Below are 18,516 nucleotides of genomic sequence, written 5' to 3' on the forward strand. Positions count from 1 at the left end.
CAGAACATAACAACAACGCACTGGAGACAACAACCATGGTAGCCAACGCAATCTCAGAGTTCTGGCGCGACATCCGCCCAATCGAGTCCCCGTTCAAGCCTGATGCCTTGCCCGAAGCCTACATACCCAATGCCGCCACTGAGGATGAGCGGTATTACGTGCCTTTTACTGAAACAGTTGCATCCCGCCCGTTATGGATTTCCCCACAGCAAAATCGTTGGTGCGACATCCTGCTCGCTCGTGAAGCCGGCTTGGTCAATCGCCACTACCACCCTCATGAAGTTTTCGCCTATACGATCTCCGGCAAGTGGGGTTATCTCGAGCATGATTGGACTGCCACGCGCGGTGACTTCGTCTATGAGACTCCCGGAGAAGGACACACATTGGTTGCCTTTGAGCATGAGGAGCCAATGCGTGTTTTCTTTATCGTTCAAGGGCCGTTGATATGGCTTGATGAAGCAGGCAACTCCATTGGGCATTTCGATGTGCATGACTACATCGCAATGTGTCGTGAGCACTACGAAAAGGTTGGGCTCGGCGCTGACCTTGTCGATACTCTTTTCCGCTAGTGCAGCGAGGAGGCCCTATGAGCTTCTTGAAGAACGTGTGGTATGTCGCGGCCCTAGAACACGAGCTGGATGCGGGCCCGCTGGCCCGCAAGATTTGCGGTGAACCCATCCTTTTGACAAGGTTGGGTGATGGCACTCCCAGTGCATCTAGCAACCGGTGCCCTCATAGATTTGCGCCCTTGGATCAAGGGAGAATCGTGGGGGACGGTGTTATCCAGTGTCCTTATCATGGCCTTCATTTTGATGTTAAGACGGGGGCTTGCGTACACAATCCTCATGGTGACGGACTGATTCCCAGGGCGGCTCGCTTGTTGACGTACCCTGTATCCATCCGACACGGCGCATTGTGGATTTGGATGGGTGAACACACCGTGGCCGACACTAATCGTATCCCTGATTTCTCGTTTGTCAGTGATGAAGGGATGCGAACATTGGCAGGGCTGATTCCAGTCAACGCAAACTATCAATTGATCGCCGACAACCTGATGGATCTCTCTCATGTCGAGTATCTGCATGCGGGTGGATTAGGTAGTGACGCAATCAAGCATGGTAAACACGAGGTTATCCAAGAGGGTGACACTGTGTTTTCCAACCGCTGGTGCCCAAATGACCTTGCTCCTCCGGTATGGGATGCGTTATTCGACAACTACGGCAAACCCGTCGATCACTGGTTGAATATGCGATGGGATCCACCGGGTATCATGCGGCTGGATGTTGGAGTGTCGCCAGCAGGGCTTGGGCGAGAACAGGGGGTTTGGGCATACTTCAACCACTTCCTGACACCCGAAACAGAAAACTCTACGCATTACTTTTGGTCTGTTAGCCGTCCATTCAAACTGCTTGATACTGAAGTCGATCAGGCTATCGACTCCACGGTGAAGGTCGCGTTTGTCATGGAGGATGTGCCCATCATCGAGCGAGTCCAGGTAATGATGGACGGGCAGGATTTCGATGCGTTGCGTCCAGTTCTTTTGGGTGTCGATACGGGAGCTCTGAGGGCGCGCCGAGTCTTAAAGCAACTTCGCGAACGCGAGCTTGCTGCCACTGAGGTGGGGAGGGCGCCGTCATGAAAAGCGAGCGCCTGCCCTATGAAGTCACCGTGCTAAAGCGAACAGATAGTGCAGTGGGCGTAATGGTGCTTGATCTTGTTCCGATCGAAGGTGGCAAGCTGCCTTCCTTCGAGCCGGGAGCTCATATCGACGTCCTGACACCGGGTGGGGTTATCCGCCAATATTCTTTATGCAATAACCCGGAAACCCCCGGTTATCGACTGGGAATTCTCCTGAATCCAAACTCTAGGGGTGGATCGGCGAGCATGCACAGTACGATTAGGGAGGGTGATCGCTTGCAGATTGGTGCTCCGAGAAATCTGTTTCCGTTATTGAAAGACGGTGAACCGAGTCTTCTGCTTGCAGGTGGTATTGGGATCACTCCTTTACTAGCGATGGCCTGGCACCTCCATGTGCATGACCGTCCGTTCGTTTTGCATTATTTCGTCCGTTCTAGAGCGCGCGCCGCATTCGCCAAAGAAATTCTTGAGGGGCCGTTCTCGCAAAGCGTTCATATGCACGCGGATGATGACGTCCGGATAGACTTGGAGAGTCTTCTCAATTCTTACGATCGCGGGCATCTCTATCTGTGCGGGCCAGAAGGATTCATGGAGGCGGTGATCCGAGCGGCAGATCTGTGCCGGTGGGATCAGGGTCGAGTTCACAAGGAGCACTTTCAGGCGCTACCGTTTGACGGCGTAGAAAAAACTTTCACCGTCGTCGCCGCTCGTAGCGGTGCAACATTCAAGGTTAGTCCTGGAGAGAAGATTGCGGATGTGCTCGAAGCGGCGGGCGTGGATGTGCAACTGTCCTGCGAGCAAGGCGTCTGTGGCACCTGCTTGACGCGGATCATTGAAGGGATGGGTGATCACCGCGATAGTTTCCAGAACAGTGCGGAGAAAGCGCTCAACACTCATCTGGCCATATGTTGTTCAAGCTCACTGTCCGAACGGCTGGTGCTCGATATCTAGCAAGCTGCGAAACCTGCTGCACATTCGTCCTTCTACCAAGCGATGGTCGACATGTGCAGCCTTCCCATGTATTAACGCTCCAATCCCCTCCATTTCTTAACCGTGATCAGCCTCTTGTCTTTCAAGCTTGCACCCTGAGAAGCCGGCGTTGAACACCGTTTGACGACAAACTCCCTAGCGCTCATTATAAATCATCCATTGATGATTATTTGCCATGGCTGCACTGAGTCAATGGAATGCACATCCGCCATTTTCATAACAAGGAAAGGTCAGATGCTAGTAGCACGATTAGGCTCAACGCCAGGTATTGAAAATATTTCGATCCAGGCAGAAAACGACTTATCCCAACGAGATCCGGGGCCCGGTGAAATATCCGTGAGGGTACAAGCGAGCTCGCTGAATCAGCATGATTACAATGTCATTTTAGGACGCCTTCCTGCCGAACCCGGTCGTATCCTTTTGTCAGATGCCGCAGGAACCGTCGAAGCTGTAGGCGCTGGAGTAACTGAGTTTTGCGAAGGCGACCAAGTCATATCCTGTTTCTTCCCGCAATGGATTGACGGGCGGCAAGGCATTCCAGGGTTCTCCACTGTTCCGGGGGATGGTGTGGATGGATACGCTCGCGAACACATCATCCGGCCAGCGAGCTGGTTTGTCAGGGCTCCTTGCCATCTTAATGTGCTCGAGTCTTCAACCCTGGCAACCGCTGCCCTTACCGCGTGGAGGGCATTGGTGGTTGAGAATAATGTTAAACCTGGTGATTCAGTTTTGATTCTTGGTACCGGGGGCGTGTCGATTTTTGCTTTGCAGTTCAGCAAAATGCTCGGCGCGCGGGTCATCGCTACGTCCTCTAGTAATGAGAAACTGCAGCGAATCAGTTCGCTTGGAGCAGATGATCTCGTCAATTACATCGAGGTGCCTGAGTGGGGGCAGCGCGTCAGGGAGTTAACCGATGGACAGGGTGTTGACCATGTCATTGAAATAGGGGGACAAGGTACGCTCCCTCAATCCATTGAGGCCTGCCGAGTGGGAGGGCGAATAGCGTTGATCGGCGTGCTTACAGGTATTGGAGGTTATGTGCCTTTAGCAGCCATGATGGGCAAACAAATCCGCTTGCAAGGTTTGACGGTGGCTTCGCGCAATGATTTGCAGGAGATGATTTCGGCAATGGAGGTCAATAAAATCCGGCCGATAATCGATGCGACGTATTCGCTCTCAAACTTGCGTGATGCACTGCGTCAAATGGAGAGCGGTAAGCATTTCGGGAAAATCGCGATCGATCATCGATAGGCAGGCCCGCCGGTCGCCTTTACGCTTGTCCTGAAAATGATACAAGGAAGGTTGCCAGTCGGGTCAGCCTTCCTCGAATCCTTAGTTGCTACGCGTCTTCAAGAAGTGGAGGTGCGGAGTCGCTGATGGCTGGTGCGTAAACCCACTGCGCTAATGACTGCCAAGCCCGCCGCGCAGGCAAATATTGCACTGGGTCTTCCAGGGATCAGCTCCATTCCCGCAGAGACAAATTGCCCGAAGAAAATAGCCATGGAAAGGTAGGCTAAGTTGCGCCCTAGAAGTTGGTTGTGACTTTGCTCAATTGTCATATGGTTCACCAGCGGCACGGATAGTCCAAAACCTGAGCCCAATGCAACAGCGCCGATCAGGTAGGTCGAGACGCCTTCGCCTACCGCAAAGAACATGTGGGCAATGGCGTAACAGATGAAGGAGATCGCGAGCGTTGCATGCTCGCCAACGCGCTTCACGACGCGAGGCATAATGGCCGCGGCGGCTACTGCGATCAGCGACACAAAGGAGAGGAAATAGCCTGTCTTTGCCTCATTCATCCCCATTTCATTCAGCGAGATCGGCAGCACAATTATGCCGGTAAAAAAGCTGAGCATTGATAGCACTGCTGCAACGTAGACAATCTTCAGGGCCTTTGGTATCGCGGTGTGGGTCATGGCGTTGCTAACCGGCTGAACGCTCGACTGCGTGCGGGGTACGAATAACAACAACATTCCAGCAAACACCCATGCAACGAGATACAGCGTGAATGGCCAAGCCCATCCGATCGTGGCCAGCAGTCCACCGATGAACAGGAAAATCACGCCACCGAGTTCGATGGCCATGCCTTGTCTGGCAATCATCGTCAGGCGGGCTGAGCCATCGTACAGCGCAGAGATCATTCCCGTGCCGCTGGACATCACCAATGCAGTCGCAGCTCCAAGCAAGAGTCGATCAGCGAAGACTGCCCAAGGGCCGTGCAGTACTGCGCCAACGATGCCTAGGGCGCCATAGGCCACCAGTCCAATAAGCAGTGAGTTATACAAGCCGTAACGTTGCACCAGCCTGGCAGCAAGCGGCCCGAATAGCACGACTCCTAATGCCGGCAAGGTAACCAGTAACCCAACGCCATGATCAATGCCTAACTCCGCTGCGATGCGTGGCAATCCTGGGACGATGACACATCCCACCATGATGGTGAGACAAGCGACTGCGAGAAGCGTAAACGCCGCAAAGCCTGAAGGGGGGGATGGTGATGTGGGCATACTCACTCCGAGAAAACACTGTCCGTTCTATGGGATTACAATCCGTTGTGCGGAACAGATGCTCGGTTTTTTCCCCTCGGGTGTCAAGGCGTGTCCGCCTAATGGCTGATTGCGAGGGGGTGACACAGGTTGAGGATAGGGACGGATTTAAGTGATTGGAGACAGCAGGGCAGGCGATGGATTTAAGAAAATGGAGCGCTGTCCTCTCTTAAGTACTGTCACCAGGAGAGAAAGATGATTGGGTTGATAGGGTATGATTCTCGCTTTCTGGTAACGCCTAGAGATCCCAAATGAGCCAAGACAAGGAAGCTTCCAGTAAACAGGTGATCGCTCGTGCGGCAGCTATGCTATCGGCACTCGAAAAATTCCCATTTGGTGCAAGCCTCAGTCAACTTAGTGAAGCCTGCGGACTGCCGCGTACGACGGTGCATCGCATGGTGGGATCCCTCGAAGCTCAGCAGTTGGTAATCACTGATACAAACGGCGTGCGTCTTGGGCCGGCTTTGGTTCGACTGGCGGCTTCAGCGCATAAAGATGTCATTGGCATTTCTCGCCCATACATCGAGGCGTTGGGGCGTAGAACAGGAGAAACCGTCGATCTCTGTATTTATCGGGGCACCCATTCCGTCTTGGTAGATCAATACGTATCTAATCAAGAGTTGCGTGTTGTTTCTCCAATCGGCACCGCCTTCCCAATCCATTGCACCGCCCACGGCAAGGCGTTGCTGGCTGTGCTCAAGGAACAGGTTTTGGAGACGATGTTTTCCACAATTGATTCGTTCGACACGCGCACGGCGAACACCTTGAAAGACGTGAAGGCACTCCGGAAAGAATTAGTGAATATCTCACGCGCCGGTTACGCCGTGGATCGAGAGGAGCACGCTCGCGGGGTTTGCGGAATTGGTATCCACCTGCACACGGGATTTGTCGACCAATATGCGCTCGCGCTTGCGGTTCCGATGCTGCGTTTTGAAGAAAACTTCGACGAACTGAAAGCGGCTCTTTTGCAATGCAAAGCAGAGATTGAATCGGTGATAGGTGTTTCCTGACGTAGCTGATCAAGTGTTGGGCTTGCTAGATCTCCAGGGCTACGAATGATGTGATGTTGCATGCGGCACCTGATGAATTTTGGCACTCATTGAAAAGCCCCTGGCGGGGCAGGGGCTTAGTGGGAGCGCTGAAAGGCAACTCAGAAATTGACGTTATCTTTCCCTTTCAACCCGAGGATCGCTCGAGCCTCAGCGGGCGTTGCAATCTCCAAACCTAGCTCAGTGAGAATCGCCTTTATCTTGGTAACCTGCTCGGCGTTACTTACAGCAAGCTGGCCCTTACTGATGAACAGGCTGTCTTCCAAGCCGACCCGTACGTGTCCTCCTAGCATCGCAGACTGCGTGACCATCCCCATTTGTGCTCTACCGGCGGCGAGTGTTGACCACACGTAGTCCTTACCGAACAGCTTGTCCGCGGTGCGCTTCATGAAGACCAAGTTTTCCGGATCCGATCCAATGCCTCCCAGAATGCCGAAGACCCCCTGGATGAAGAACGGCGGCTTCAGTAAGCCTTTGTCTACGAGGAACGCGAGGTTGTAGAGATGCCCAACGTCATAGCACTCGTGCTCGTAACGGGTGCCATGGTCACGCATCAACTCAAGCGTGCGCTCAATATCGCGGAATGTATTACGGAAAATGAATGCGTCGCTGGTGGCGATGTAATCTTTTTCCCAGTCGAACTTCCACTCCTTGATTTTGCCCGCGAGCGGATGAAAGCTGAAGTTGATCGACCCCATGTTGAGCGAGCACATTTCAGGACTGAATTTCAACGCGGCGGCGAGTCGGTCTTCAGGCGTCATTTCCGGACTGCCGCCTGTGGTGAGGTTTATCACCGCGTCAGTCGCTTCCTTGATGCGTGGTAAGAATTTTCCAAATACTTGCGGATCACCTGTCGGCCGTCCGTTTTCCGGATCGCGTGCATGCAAATGAAGGATAGCGGCGCCGGCGTTAGCGGCATCGATCGCTTGCTCTGCGATTTGATCAGGAGTGTAGGGCAGGTGAGGTGACAGCGTTGGGGTGTGTATCCCGCCAGTAATCGCGCATGTCACGATGATTTTTTGATTGCTCATTTCTGACGCTCCGTCTGTGGCTTGAGCATCCGGGTCAGGTGCTTATTCAGCCGTTCAGTCACTTCGGCTTGACGCCCTGCAGGCCACTCAAGAAAGCCGCGCCCTGTCTTCGCTCCCAACTCGCCGCGATTGACCCGCTCAGTGAGGCTTGGCAAAGGTTGGCTGGACTTGTCCAGGTCGGAAAGAATCACCGAATGAATGTCCAGGGTTAAATCAAGCCCTACCATGTCCGCGTTCTCTATAGGCCCGAATACTGGCAGCCGTAAGCCGAAGCTGTTTTTGACGACAAGGTCGACGGTATTAGCGTCACAGACACCATTGCTGATGATCGCGTGGGCTTCGCGCCAGAGTGCATGTTGAAGGCGATTGCCAACGAAACCGGGCACATCTTTGTTTACGCGAACAGGCAGCTTTCCGCATGAAAGCAATAGGTCATAAACACGGTCGATCGCCCAGTCAGCTGAATCTTCCGTACGAATGACCTCGACCAAAGGAATCAACGGTGCTGGGTTCCACCAATGCGCGCCTACGATTCGGGCGCGAACCTGTGAATCAAGATGCTCGCCGATGTACCTGATCGGGATTACAGAAGTGTTACTTGCAAAGATTGCCTCTCGCGGTGCCAACCTTGCCAGCTCAGAAAAGATCTCCTTTTTTATTTCCAGTTTTTCCGGGCCAGCCTCGAACACTACATCAGCTTGCGCAACTGCCTCGCTGAGTTCAGTGCAAGGCTTAACGTTCACGGCCAGGCCATCATCAAGTCCAAGGTTTTGCAGCCCGTTGCGAACCTTAGTCGTAAGCGATTGAAGGCTGGCCTCAGACGAGTCATATACCCGTACGGTATATCCATTGGCGGCAAAAACCTGAGCGATGCCGGCCCCCATTAGGCCGGAGCCTATAACAGCGATTTGGGTAGTCATATGTTTAATCCCTAGCCGGCGGTATAGCCGCCATCGATATAGAAAATCTGACCGGTGCAGAAATCCGATGCCCCTGAGAGCAGGAACTGCGTAGCACCAACCAAATCTTCGGGTTCGCCGAGTCGACCGAGCGGGATACGGGCCAACATACCCGTACGGGCATTGATTCCCCTTTCTGTGTCTTCGAACATCCATGCCGTAAGAGGAGATCGAAACACTGTGGGAGCGATGGCGTTTACCTGGATACCTTGGCGTCCCCATTCACACGCCAAGGAGCGGGTAAGCCCATCCACGGCATGTTTCGAAGGGCAGTACGCGCTATAGCCAGCAGAGTGCCCCAGCTTTCCTCGAGTAGACGAGACGAAGACGATTTTTCCACCGCCCTCTTGTTGCATGAATTGATCGGCAGCTGCTCGAGCCATCAACCATGAGCTCTTCACGTTCGCATCCATGACTGCCTGCCATGCGTCGACAGGAAAATCAGAGGCCAGTCGAACGTCGTTAACACCGGAAGCAATTAAGACTCCATCCAAACGCCCAAAATGTTGGATGGTCTGCTCAATGATTGAGCGAGTGATCTCGTCTGATTCAGGACGAGCTGAGATAGCGAGGATATGAGCGCCTTGGCCGGAAAGCTCTTCACTGAGAGTGGAGAGCTTGTCTTTTGTGCCTGCGACCAAGACGAGCTTGGCCCCCTCCGACGCCAGAGCTTTCGCTGCGGCAGCTCCCAATGCTCCGGTCGCACCAGTGATGACGATGACCTTACCGGCCACGGAAAATCGTCCAGATGTATTGTTTGACATTCAGACCTCCTTCGCTGGAATGGGCAGCATCACAACCAGCATGCTTGCGGGAAGATTGCTTCGATTGACCACGGCACGGCGTTCACCGGCCTGGATGCAACAAGAATCAAATGGTTTGAGGACTACTTCCTCGTCATCAGTGCAGACGGTGACTTCGCCACTGCAGACGAAGTACACCTTCTCTTGGCCAGATGCGTCCCATACCGCTCCACCTTGGGGGAGCAGATGGGAAAGGCCCACTACTGTCTCGCGAGCAGGGGTTGCATCAGCCCCCTGCAGCCGCAAGCAGTAGATGTCGTGATGCCCAGGAGGCTGGTAGGGATGTGCGTCCTCAATGCGAGTGACGAACATAGCCCTTACTCCTCAGCGCCAGCTTCGATGCGGAATTTCTGCTCGGGATCGACCATGGCAACCAGGCGGACGATGCAGCCGTCGCCCTTCGTCCAGCGCCATGGAAAGGCGGCAAACGTAACGCGCTTGCCGGTAACCTTATCGAGATCACCACCCACGTTCTCAATGCCTGGAATACCGGCAGTAAGCAGGGCGCGGTGCGCAGGCTCCCACAGAGGGAAATCCTCGATGACCTCTCGGCCAGTTTCTTCTTTGTATTCCTCCATAACGCGCGGCAGTAATGGGCCAACACCGTGTGGGCCAATGGCCGTTGCGAGAGGGTGATCTAACGCCTGCTGATCAACGCCTACCATCTTCACGCCTTTTGCGGCCAGCCACTCCCCAGCGTCTTTGTAGAGGCCAGGCGAGTATGCGTAGTACATGCTGTTGTCACCATAGTGATGGTGCCAGCCAGTGTTGATGATCACGATGTCGCCAGGACGGATGCGAGGGCGTGCATTCTCCAAGTCCTGGGCAGTGATTACCTCCCACTTCTTCTTCGGAATCGACACAACTACGCCGGTGCCGAAGAAACGCTCCAGAGGGATCTCATCGAGGAAGGGAGTCCCCTCTACCACGTGGGCAGGAGCATCGATATGGGTACCGCTATGCATCACCGTGGTGATGCGCTGAGTGAGGACACCAGATTTGGCGTGGTAGTGAATACGTTCGATTTTGACGTCTTCGAAATACGGCCAGTTCGGAACGCCGAGACCCCAAGGATGGCTGAGTTCGAAAAATTCGACGGAGTCTGTGCTGCTTGGAGCGGCTTTAGGGTAAGAACTCATCTCGTATCACCTTTTATGTTGTTTTTGGTGTGTACCGCATTACGGTTATCAACGCCGCAATGTGGTTAAAGTTTTGATCGCAACTTTGTTTGCTGTCAATACAAGTGCAATGTCCATCTGACGGAATTACGGACTAAGACTTCTTGTTTTGCGTTCTACTTCTTGATTTAAAAGAATTTTTACGTAGAAGATTTTTTTTAAGAAAATTGGCTTCGGTTTTGTTGCTGTACCGCATTGTGGGTTTTCGTCATATTTTTATAATGTAAGTTTAGATAGTAACCTAATCGTTTTATGTTTGAGTACGCCGGTACTAAGTCCTGCAGGTACATAAGAATGTAACTGAACTAGATTAATTTCTTTGTCATTAAATTCACCTAAACTATTGAAAATAATGGTAATAAATCATCATCACGACGATTATTTTCATGCTCGTTGAGTGTTGTGGCGATGACCTGTCATCGATTCGTGTTGACAACCAAAGGGGTGAGAAATAGTCTTTTAGTCATGTGGATGGTGTGTACCGCAATGCGGTCAACATAAAAATAAGAGGCCTCACATGTTCAAAACTAAACGCTTTAAATCGACTGTCCTTCTCTTGGGGGCAGGCTGTCTCTTAATCTGGTTATTATTAGCCAGTTCCTATGTTTACATCCGCGAAATAATTAGGCTCACGCTAGAGGAATACTCTAAGCCGTGGCTTTGAATTGCGTGTAATTCCACGATAAAAATAAGAAAGGTGTTGAAATGTCTAAGTATCGATGTGTCTTCATGTCGTGTGTCGCGGCGAGCTTTTTAGGAAGCTCGGTCGGTGTGTGGGCGCAAGGAGCCGAAGAAGAAGCATGGGGAGACGGCGCTTTAGCTCGATCCATGTTTGGAGATGACTTCGAACAGTCTTCGGGTGTTCGAATCAAAGGCGTGGCTCAGATTGGCTGGTCTCACAATGACGCTTCCGATGCCGGGTGGTCGCCAAATGATGGCCATACCAACTATCCGGTGGTTGGTGCAAATGATGAGGGGTTTCAGCTCAATGGAATCCAGCTGACTGCTGAGAAATCCCTAAAATCCAACATCCTTCCTCGAATCACTCCGCTCCCTGGGCCTAAGCCCGAAGAGTTCTCTTGGGGTTTCACAGCCGAATTAATTTACGGCCGCAATGGCTTGATGGCGGGAATGTATGGTTTTGATCAGCAATGGGCGATCAACCGACCTGGCAATGAGGACTCAGTAAAGGCTGCTACTAGCCATCAGAACTATCTGGCGGCGCCTCAGGCATATCTGCAGTTTTATATGCCTGTATTGGATGGGCTTGCAGTGACTGTCGGCCGATTCGGCTCTGGGGTTGGGTACGAGATTCCTCCGGCAACGCGTCCTAGTCCTAACTTCTTTTACACCCACACTTACGCGCTTGTGTCGCAGCCCGATCAAGTTGCTGGCGTACTGGTCTCCACGAATGTGTTCCGTAACAACTACGGTTTGCTCGCAGCAGAGTTGGGCGTCGTGAATGGACGTCAGAACTGGCAAGACAACAATGCTCAGAAAAGCGCTTTGGGAGCTCTCCGCTGGAGAAGTCCTGACATGCGAACCTGGGTTGATTACAGCTTCATGAGCGGGGACGAACAAAACGATTTGGATCACGACATTCAAATGCCGGTCTCAAGGATCCTATCTGACACAGGGCTGCGGCGAGATCACCATTCGTTGCTGGTTCGTCACCACTTCGATGAGCGTTGGATGTTGGCGGTGGAGGGCCTTAGTGGCAAGCAGCGAGGTAACGCCGATCATTCGATCGACTTGATCACTGGCCAGCCCTTCTCGGGTGCACATTACCGCGGCGCAAATGCCACGCTGCGATACAAAAGCAGCAAGTTGGTTGAGTACGGCGTACGAGTCGAACGATTCGAAGATCCAGACGGATTTGCACTGCTGCCTACGACAACAGTCGCGGGGTCATATAACGCCGTGACCGTTGGCGCCAACCTGAATCTCCATCCCCATTTAGTGGTGCGTCCGGAAGTTCGATATGACTGGCAGTCAGACAACGATGGTGTGCGCGCTTACGGTGCCGGCCGCGCTGAACACCAAACCACTTTCTCGATAGACGCGTTGATTTACTTCTAACCCCCTCAATCGCACTGCATTGACTACCACACAGGTTAGGTGATCGAAATGGCTCGTGAAATTAACTCGATTGACAGCTTTCGTTTCAAGCTTTTTTTAGTGATGGCGTTGGTTCTGGTGTGTCATCACGCTGCTTTTGCGTCGGACAAAATCGTGATTGGCGCATCGTTACCATTGTCCGGGCCGCTCGCAGGTTTTGGGGGTTATCAGCGTTGGGGTTATGAAGCTGCTGTTGCGGACGTCAACGAGAAAGGCGGGGTGTCGATCAAGGGTGAGAAGCGCCTGGTGCAATTGGTTGTTCGGGACGACAAAACCGATCCGGTCACCACATCCCGAAATGTTCAGACGCTTATCAATCGAGATAACGCGGTGGCATTACTAGGGTCGTGTACACCCGCGCTGGTTAATGCCGGAGGTCTAATGGCCGAACGCAGTCAAATACCAATGGTCACGGGGTGTAGTCCGCTTGCGAGCTTTCGCTCCGTTCGGCAATGGAAATATGTTTGGTCGATTTTCTTCGATGAACCAGACGTCGCTCAAGCTCCTTTTAAGATGCTGCAAGAACTCGCGATACCGACTAATCGGAAGATCGCAATTCTTCATGACAACGGGCCCGACGGCACTGCTGTTGGCGGTGAGTACTGGCCAAAAGCTGCGGCCGAAGCAGGTTACGAGATTGTGGTGAAGGAATCTTTCCCGATCGACAACACCCAATTCGGCTCAATGCTCATGAAGGCGAAAGACTCTGGAGCCGACATCGTATTGGTCAACGCAATTACGCCGCAGGCAGTTGCCATTCGCAAGCAGATGGAAACCGCAGGGTTGCGTCCAAAAGTGCTCTTCATGGAAAAAGGCGCAGAGCCAGAGCAATTCGCAACAGCCCTCGGCAAATTAGCAGATGGGGTGATGGTCGGTAGCTATTGGGATCCGAGCTTTCCGTATCCAGGATCGAAAGCGCTGGGCGATCGTTTTGAACGCGAGTCAGGCTCCAGCTTCAGCCAGCATATTGCAGATTCATATGCTGCGGCACAGGTGCTGTTGGACGCCATTGAGGCCGCCGGCAGTGTTGATCGGGATGCGATCAACACCGCGATAGCCGCCACCGATAAAAGCTATGTAGTGGGGCCTGTAAAGTTCGCAGCTGATCATACTTCCAAGATTCCGACTGCGATCGTGCAGTGGCAAGCGGGTAAACCAATCGTCGTGTGGCCCCAAGAGCGAACCACCGGCGTAATTTTCGCTGTCACGCAGTAGGAGGCTGACATGCCAACCTTTGAAGTTATTGCAAACAGCATTACCTCAGGTGTTTTGCTGGGTGGAACCCTCGCACTGACCGCTCTCGGGCTCTCTATCGCGCTCGGTGTGATGAGGTTAGTAAATCTCGCTCATGGCGAACTGTTGGTCGGCGGAGCGTACTTGGGATACTTCCTCCTCACCCGGTTCGGAATTGATCCCCTATGGGCATTGCCTTTGATTGGAGGTGCCATAGGGTGTCTTTCCTACCCTTTGCAGCGAATATTAATAACGCCATTGGCGGGGAAGGGCATGGAAGCATCGATGATGACCATGTTTGCCGTCTCCATCATCCTGCAAAACCTGTATTTGCTCGTGTTCAGTGCAGACACGCGTGCTATTGACCTTCCTTACGCATCTACAGCAATACATGTTGGCGGTTTGACCATCTCGACCAGTTATTTAATAGGATTTGCTGTGTCGATTGTCGCAATCGGCGCCGTGTACTGGCTAACGTCCCGAACTCACTTTGGTCGTGAGCTGCGGGCGAGCGCCAGTGACCCCATAGCCGCTTCTATCAATGGGGTGAACGTGAAACGGGTTCACTCGCTAGCTTTCGCCCTGGGTGCTGGCTGCGCAGCAATGGGAGGAGTGTTGGTCGGTACGGCCTTCGCGTTCACTCCAACCACTGGTGCGGGATATCTCCTGACTGCTTTCACGATTGTTGTTTTAGGTGGTTTAGGGAGCATACCCGGCACGTTGATTGGCGGGGTTGTCCTTGGAGTTCTCCAGAGCTTTGGTGCTTTGGCGCTGGGAGACGGTTATCGCGACCTGGTAGGCCTGACTCTCTTCTTGGTCGTTCTGACTTTTCGTCCTGCTGGCATGTTCAATCGAGGAGCTGCGTAATGGGGCAGATCATCGCAAAAACCACGAAAGTTCCGTCGGTTGAGACGCTGAAAATCCAAAGCGGCGGTTTGATGCTGATGGCGCTTATCGTCATTGGTGCGTCTGGCCTTTCCGCTGGGAATTATGCGTTAGAAGTCGGGTTCCAGTTCTTGCTTCTGCTCATCATGGCCGAGGCCTGGAATCTAATGGCTGGCTATACGGGACTGGTATCGCTGGGTACTGCATCCTTTGTAGGGATTGGCGGCTACACACTTGTCGGTTTGATGAATCGATTTGACGCGTCGCTGTCAGTAGCGGTATTTGCCGCAGGTATTGCGGCAATGGTGTTAGCTCTTTTGGTTTCCAGAGCAGTCTTCCGGATGCGAGGGCTTTATTTCACCGTAGGCACGTTGGCTCTAGCCGAGGCGCTCAGGATGTTCATGGTGAACTCCGACTACTTTGGCGGCGCAACTGGGATTTTTCTTGCCAAGGATTCGCCATCTCTTAAAGCACTGTTTTGGATGGCATTCGGCGTCTTGGTCTTAACTACGATGCTGATGCAGATTGGTACCCAGGGACGCTTTTCAGTGCTGCTTCGTGCTGTGCGAGATGATGAAGATGCTGCTGCACAGGCAGGTGTCCGGGCGTTTCGCGTGAAACTGGGTGTCTTTGCTCTCTCTAGCTTTCTGATAGGGCTTGCGGGAGGGTTACAGGCACTAAAACTGGGTGTCATCGAACCCTATGGAATGTTTGGTCTTCAGTGGACGGTAAATGTGCTGACGGTCGTGATCATTGGTGGTCAAGGTAAGCGATTTGGCTCGCTCGTTGGCGCCGTACTGGTTGTTGCACTCAGCGAGGCGCTTGCCGACTATCCCGCAGTGCATCTTCTACTGATGGGCTTCGCTTTGATTGTGATCATCCGCTTCGCTCCCCAAGGGCTTGCCGGTTTACTTGAGCGAACTTTCAACCGTCGGGCGCAGGGAGGTGTGAAGTGATCAAACATCAATGCGAGGTGGATACTACCGTCCCAGCATCTACTTCTTTGCTTCGTACCGAAGACCTTAAGAAATCATATGGTGGCGTACATGCCATCCAAGGCATTTCCTTCGAGCTTCACAAGGGGGATGTCTGCGGTGTTATCGGCCCGAATGGAGCGGGCAAATCTACGTTCATCGGGTTGCTGGGAGGAGCATTGTCGCCGAGCGGCGGGCGGATCTACTTCGAAGGCAATGATGTAACCCGGCTACAGGCGCCTTACCGGGCTAGTCTTGGTATTGGCCGTACCTATCAGGTACCTCGGCCTTTCTTAAATATGTCGGTTATGGAGAATCTGCTAACGGCCCAATTCGCTCTTCACCCCCTTATTGGCGCTGTAGAGGCTAAAGCGTTCTGTGAGGAGATTCTCGAGCGTACCGGTTTGCTTGAACAAAAAGATTGGCTGGCAAAAGACCTTCCGCTGCTACGGCGCAAGCGATTGGAAATTGCCAGAGCGCTGGCCATCCGACCGCGACTCCTACTTCTGGATGAAGTGGGGGCAGGCCTGATCGACAGTGAAGTCAGTGAGCTAATTGAGCTAATTCTTTCTCTAAAAGACAAGGTCGATTCGATCATCATCATCGAGCACGTGCTAAGAGTGGTTCGAGAGTGTTGCAATCGGACGCTGGTTATAAACTTTGGCAAAAAGATTGCCGAGGGCCCAACCAGCGATGTGCTAGCGAGTAAGGAGGTCGCCGAAATTTACCTGGGGAATGCCGCCAATCGACATTCTCAATCAGATACTGAAAGCCCCCAGGAACAGAAAACTACGTCCCCTGTCGGCGTGCTGCCACAAGCCGTCTTGGACGATGCAGAATGTCTGAAACCTAGTGAGCCTTTGCTGGAGCTCCTCCAGGTTCACGCTGGTTACGGTCAGGCGAAGGTACTGCAAGGGGTGGGTCTTAAAGTCTTCCCGGGCAGCACTGTAGCCATACTGGGCACCAATGGCGCGGGCAAAAGTACCCTGGCCAACGTCATCAGCGGTGTACTGAGACCAACCGCTGGACAGTTCAGGATCGATGGAAAAGATGCGGGCTTGAGTCTGCCCTATGAACGGTCTCGCTTGGGCATCGCACAATGCCAAGAAGGGCGGAAGATTTTTCCTAACCTAACAGTGGAGGAAAATCTGCTGATCAGTACCCGTGGTCTCACTAGGAATCAGCGCCTGGATCGCCTCGATGGTATCTACACTTTGTTCCCTGATCTCCATAAGCGACGTCATGATGGGGGGACTGCGATGTCCGGTGGTCAACAGCAGATGTTGGCAATTGGTCGGGCCCTCATGGCACGACCGCGACTGATTGTATTTGACGAAATTAGCCTCGGCCTCGCACCGGTAATGATGGATAGGTTGTACATGGCCTTAATGGAGCTTAAGAAAAGCGGACTCACCTTGGTGATCGTAGAGCAGGATGTCGCTAGGGCGCTGGAATTGGCGGACGAGGTTCACGTGCTTGAGCATGGAAAAATCGCGTTGACCGGGGACGCGCGGAGCGTGAAGCACGACCCCAGATTGAAATCGCTATATATCGGAGAAGCAATAGCATGACCGAGAGCCTGAAAAATCTGGTGCATGCCTCCAGCACGATTTATGGAGATGAACCTACCCCACTTGGTAGCAAAGTTTCTCGAGAAAATGGGATTCAGGTTATCGCTCGCGCTGCGGCGGTGCTCAATGCTTTAGGGGCGGAGCTCGATGGCTTGAGCCTGGGGCAGATCGCGGCGCGAGTGAATCTCCCACGCTCCACGGTACAGCGCATAGTTTATGCGTTAGAGGGCGAGGGCTTGGTGTCTGCAACTCAACAGGGTGTGAAGCTTGGGCCTACCATCGCACGCTTAGGAAGCTTGGCCCGAATGGACGTGAAAAACGTTGCTCGTCCTCATCTCCAGGCGCTGGCCAGGGAGGTCAACGAAACCGTCGATCTATCGATGCTCGTTGAAGATCAATTTCTGTTCATTGATCAAGTTGTGTCAGATCGGAAGCTTCGGATCGTGTCATCAGTAGGGGCGATGTTCCCTCTGTATTGCACAGCTCACGGCAAGGCTTACCTCGCTCAGTTGCCTGATGAACAGGTAAAAAATCTGCTTTTCGGCAAGATGCGTCGGCATACCGCTAATACCATCACCGATATCGATCAGCTGATCCGGCAGTTGGAAGAGGTGAGGGCTACTGGCTACGGATACGATTTTGAAGAGCACTCCGAGGACGTCAGTGCAGTAGGCACCATGGTCGACGATTCGGCGGGTCTTCAGTATGCATTGAGCATCACCGTCCCGGCGTCACGTTTCTCTCGCGACTTTAAAGAGCTGACCCTCGCGTTGGGTAAATGTAAGTCTGCGATTCAAGAAACCCTGAATGCTGCACGTGTCTGACTTTAAATAATTTTAAGGAGCGGCTCATGGAGCTGAACCAGGTTTCCGCGTTGCTTGAAAGTACTCCAATGAAACTCGAAACAGGATTCGAGCGCCTGGAAAGCGGAGTGCTGCATGTCGCTTGCCGGACTGACATGCACGGTTGCTCAGGTGAAATGTTTGAATGGTGGTTCCGGTCGAGACCCGATACTCAACGCTACATTTGGTGGCACCCTGTCGATCATGTTGCGAGTCATTGGATTGAGGGCACGGCTGATACCCATATTGGCTCAATCCATTTAGCTGAAGAATATTTTTCAGGCCTGCCTTCTCAGAAGCTGGCGATTCAATTTCGCCATCCTCATGAGTTTTTTGAACCGGACGGATACGAACGAGCGAAGCGTGATAAGCGGGTTTCCGCGGCGATCTGCGCTCGTATTGCGCCTGAGGAAGGGCTTTCCAAACGAGACAACGAGGGTCGCCTACTAGGGGGGCGGTTGTTACACATAGGAAGGGACACAAGCTGGGGACTTGTGCTCAGAAGCCATTTCTACCTAGGGCAAGACCTGGTGTCCCAGGGCCTGGGAGCGGAAACTATTACAGAAATGGTGCCCGAAGAATTTGGTCAGGCGCTGCTTATGCATTGTTACAACGAGTTCACGTTTTTATCTCGCTTCCTCCCTTCGTTGTACGTTAGTGAGAACCGCGACAAGCTGTCTGTTGGAACGCCCTGGTAACATT

General features: G+C 52.9%; 18 protein-coding genes and 1 pseudogene. 13 read left to right on the plus strand and 6 right to left on the minus strand.

Annotated elements, in window-relative coordinates:
• Window positions 1–35: 35 nt before the first annotated feature.
• From ACYP2Q_RS07705 to ACYP2Q_RS07725, 5 genes and pseudogenes are all read left to right on the plus strand, one after another.
• Window positions 36–569 carry a 2,4'-dihydroxyacetophenone dioxygenase family protein gene (locus ACYP2Q_RS07705; protein ID WP_259197963.1) on the plus strand — a complete coding sequence of 178 codons (534 nt, stop codon included), beginning with the start codon at window positions 36–38 and terminating at the stop codon, window positions 567–569.
• 17 nt (window positions 570–586) lie between these two features.
• Window positions 587–910: pseudogene (locus ACYP2Q_RS07710) on the plus strand (Rieske 2Fe-2S domain-containing protein); the annotation flags it as partial.
• Window positions 911–925: 15 nt separating this feature from the next.
• Window positions 926–1,639, plus strand: a complete 714-nt coding sequence (locus tag ACYP2Q_RS07715) for a hypothetical protein (protein ID WP_459730095.1) — start codon at window positions 926–928, stop codon at window positions 1,637–1,639.
• A complete protein-coding gene (locus ACYP2Q_RS07720) occupies window positions 1,636–2,589 on the plus strand; it encodes a PDR/VanB family oxidoreductase (RefSeq protein WP_259197960.1) in 954 nt (317 codons plus the stop codon). The genes ACYP2Q_RS07715 and ACYP2Q_RS07720 overlap by 4 nt, the downstream gene beginning before the upstream one ends.
• 273 nt (window positions 2,590–2,862) lie before the next feature.
• Complete coding sequence (locus ACYP2Q_RS07725) at window positions 2,863–3,879, plus strand: zinc-dependent alcohol dehydrogenase family protein (protein ID WP_459729950.1); 1,017 nt, start codon at window positions 2,863–2,865, stop codon at window positions 3,877–3,879.
• Window positions 3,880–3,977: 98 nt separating this feature from the next.
• On the opposite strand, the gene ACYP2Q_RS07730 is transcribed toward ACYP2Q_RS07725, so the two are convergent.
• Window positions 3,978–5,132, minus strand: coding sequence for an MFS transporter (locus tag ACYP2Q_RS07730; protein ID WP_459729951.1), 1,155 nt, complete (start codon window positions 5,130–5,132; stop codon window positions 3,978–3,980).
• A 290-nt stretch (window positions 5,133–5,422) separates the two neighbouring features.
• Between ACYP2Q_RS07730 and ACYP2Q_RS07735 the strand changes: the two genes are divergently transcribed.
• Window positions 5,423–6,181, plus strand: a complete 759-nt coding sequence (locus ACYP2Q_RS07735) for an IclR family transcriptional regulator (RefSeq protein ID WP_459729952.1) — start codon at window positions 5,423–5,425, stop codon at window positions 6,179–6,181.
• A 140-nt stretch (window positions 6,182–6,321) separates the two neighbouring features.
• Here the strand turns inward: ACYP2Q_RS07735 and ACYP2Q_RS07740 are convergent, their stop codons facing one another.
• Genes ACYP2Q_RS07740 through ACYP2Q_RS07760 form a run of 5 tightly spaced genes read right to left on the minus strand, consistent with a single transcriptional unit; the run spans window position 6,322 to window position 10,152 of the window.
• Window positions 6,322–7,251 carry a beta-keto acid cleavage family enzyme gene (locus tag ACYP2Q_RS07740; protein ID WP_259197952.1) on the minus strand — a complete coding sequence of 310 codons (930 nt, stop codon included), beginning with the start codon at window positions 7,249–7,251 and terminating at the stop codon, window positions 6,322–6,324.
• A complete protein-coding gene (locus ACYP2Q_RS07745) occupies window positions 7,248–8,171 on the minus strand; it encodes a 3-hydroxyacyl-CoA dehydrogenase family protein (RefSeq protein ID WP_259197950.1) in 924 nt (307 codons plus the stop codon). The genes ACYP2Q_RS07740 and ACYP2Q_RS07745 overlap by 4 nt, the downstream gene beginning before the upstream one ends.
• Window positions 8,172–8,182: 11 nt before the next feature.
• Window positions 8,183–8,974, minus strand: coding sequence for an SDR family NAD(P)-dependent oxidoreductase (locus ACYP2Q_RS07750; RefSeq protein WP_259197949.1), 792 nt, complete (start codon window positions 8,972–8,974; stop codon window positions 8,183–8,185).
• Window positions 8,975–9,325: a cupin domain-containing protein gene (locus tag ACYP2Q_RS07755; protein WP_259197947.1), complete on the minus strand. Its 351-nt coding sequence runs from the start codon at window positions 9,323–9,325 to the stop codon at window positions 8,975–8,977.
• A gap of 5 nt (window positions 9,326–9,330) precedes the next feature.
• Entirely contained in the window at window positions 9,331–10,152 is an 822-nt protein-coding gene (locus tag ACYP2Q_RS07760) for a cyclase family protein (RefSeq protein ID WP_259197944.1), read from the minus strand.
• Window positions 10,153–10,896: 744 nt separating this feature from the next.
• Here ACYP2Q_RS07760 and ACYP2Q_RS07765 point away from each other — a divergent pair.
• From ACYP2Q_RS07765 to ACYP2Q_RS07795, 7 genes are read left to right on the plus strand one after another with little or no spacing between them, the layout of a single operon-like run.
• Window positions 10,897–12,270: a porin gene (locus ACYP2Q_RS07765; protein WP_259197943.1), complete on the plus strand. Its 1,374-nt coding sequence runs from the start codon at window positions 10,897–10,899 to the stop codon at window positions 12,268–12,270.
• 48 nt (window positions 12,271–12,318) lie between these two features.
• On the plus strand, window positions 12,319–13,524 hold the full coding sequence (locus ACYP2Q_RS07770; protein WP_459729953.1) for an amino acid ABC transporter substrate-binding protein: 1,206 nt from the start codon (window positions 12,319–12,321) through the stop codon (window positions 13,522–13,524).
• A gap of 9 nt (window positions 13,525–13,533) precedes the next feature.
• Window positions 13,534–14,409, plus strand: a complete 876-nt coding sequence (locus ACYP2Q_RS07775; protein WP_259197938.1) for a branched-chain amino acid ABC transporter permease — start codon at window positions 13,534–13,536, stop codon at window positions 14,407–14,409.
• A complete protein-coding gene (locus tag ACYP2Q_RS07780; protein WP_400749110.1) occupies window positions 14,409–15,383 on the plus strand; it encodes a branched-chain amino acid ABC transporter permease in 975 nt (324 codons plus the stop codon). The genes ACYP2Q_RS07775 and ACYP2Q_RS07780 overlap by 1 nt, the downstream gene beginning before the upstream one ends.
• Window positions 15,380–16,972: an ATP-binding cassette domain-containing protein gene (locus ACYP2Q_RS07785; protein WP_459729954.1), complete on the plus strand. Its 1,593-nt coding sequence runs from the start codon at window positions 15,380–15,382 to the stop codon at window positions 16,970–16,972. Before ACYP2Q_RS07780 ends, ACYP2Q_RS07785 begins: the two co-directional genes overlap by 4 nt.
• The gene (locus tag ACYP2Q_RS07790; protein WP_459729955.1) at window positions 16,969–17,796 is read left to right on the plus strand and encodes an IclR family transcriptional regulator; all 828 of its coding nucleotides are present in this window, start codon (window positions 16,969–16,971) and stop codon (window positions 17,794–17,796) included. The genes ACYP2Q_RS07785 and ACYP2Q_RS07790 overlap by 4 nt, the downstream gene beginning before the upstream one ends.
• 26 nt (window positions 17,797–17,822) lie before the next feature.
• A complete protein-coding gene (locus ACYP2Q_RS07795; protein WP_459729956.1) occupies window positions 17,823–18,512 on the plus strand; it encodes a DAPG hydrolase family protein in 690 nt (229 codons plus the stop codon).
• Window positions 18,513–18,516 lie beyond the last annotated feature (4 nt).

The organism is Pseudomonas sp. MHK4 (genome assembly GCF_054600775.1).

What these genes read in the sequence shown, in the direction of transcription:
- ACYP2Q_RS07715 (WP_459730095.1), top strand. Translation starts at nt 926, where the DNA reads ATGGGTGAACACACCGTGGCCGACACTAATCGTATCCCTGATTTCTCG.
- ACYP2Q_RS07745 (WP_259197950.1), bottom strand. Translation starts at nt 8,171, where the DNA reads ATGACTACCCAAATCGCTGTTATAGGCTCCGGCCTAATGGGGGCCGGC.
- ACYP2Q_RS07775 (WP_259197938.1), top strand. Translation starts at nt 13,534, where the DNA reads ATGCCAACCTTTGAAGTTATTGCAAACAGCATTACCTCAGGTGTTTTG.
- ACYP2Q_RS07755 (WP_259197947.1), bottom strand. Translation starts at nt 9,325, where the DNA reads ATGTTCGTCACTCGCATTGAGGACGCACATCCCTACCAGCCTCCTGGG.
- ACYP2Q_RS07740 (WP_259197952.1), bottom strand. Translation starts at nt 7,251, where the DNA reads ATGAGCAATCAAAAAATCATCGTGACATGCGCGATTACTGGCGGGATA.
- ACYP2Q_RS07795 (WP_459729956.1), top strand. Translation starts at nt 17,823, where the DNA reads ATGGAGCTGAACCAGGTTTCCGCGTTGCTTGAAAGTACTCCAATGAAA.
- ACYP2Q_RS07705 (WP_259197963.1), top strand. Translation starts at nt 36, where the DNA reads ATGGTAGCCAACGCAATCTCAGAGTTCTGGCGCGACATCCGCCCAATC.
- ACYP2Q_RS07725 (WP_459729950.1), top strand. Translation starts at nt 2,863, where the DNA reads ATGCTAGTAGCACGATTAGGCTCAACGCCAGGTATTGAAAATATTTCG.
- ACYP2Q_RS07790 (WP_459729955.1), top strand. Translation starts at nt 16,969, where the DNA reads ATGACCGAGAGCCTGAAAAATCTGGTGCATGCCTCCAGCACGATTTAT.
- ACYP2Q_RS07765 (WP_259197943.1), top strand. Translation starts at nt 10,897, where the DNA reads ATGTCTAAGTATCGATGTGTCTTCATGTCGTGTGTCGCGGCGAGCTTT.
- ACYP2Q_RS07720 (WP_259197960.1), top strand. Translation starts at nt 1,636, where the DNA reads ATGAAAAGCGAGCGCCTGCCCTATGAAGTCACCGTGCTAAAGCGAACA.
- ACYP2Q_RS07750 (WP_259197949.1), bottom strand. Translation starts at nt 8,974, where the DNA reads ATGTCAAACAATACATCTGGACGATTTTCCGTGGCCGGTAAGGTCATC.
- ACYP2Q_RS07780 (WP_400749110.1), top strand. Translation starts at nt 14,409, where the DNA reads ATGGGGCAGATCATCGCAAAAACCACGAAAGTTCCGTCGGTTGAGACG.
- ACYP2Q_RS07735 (WP_459729952.1), top strand. Translation starts at nt 5,423, where the DNA reads ATGAGCCAAGACAAGGAAGCTTCCAGTAAACAGGTGATCGCTCGTGCG.
- ACYP2Q_RS07730 (WP_459729951.1), bottom strand. Translation starts at nt 5,132, where the DNA reads ATGCCCACATCACCATCCCCCCCTTCAGGCTTTGCGGCGTTTACGCTT.
- ACYP2Q_RS07770 (WP_459729953.1), top strand. Translation starts at nt 12,319, where the DNA reads ATGGCTCGTGAAATTAACTCGATTGACAGCTTTCGTTTCAAGCTTTTT.
- ACYP2Q_RS07760 (WP_259197944.1), bottom strand. Translation starts at nt 10,152, where the DNA reads ATGAGTTCTTACCCTAAAGCCGCTCCAAGCAGCACAGACTCCGTCGAA.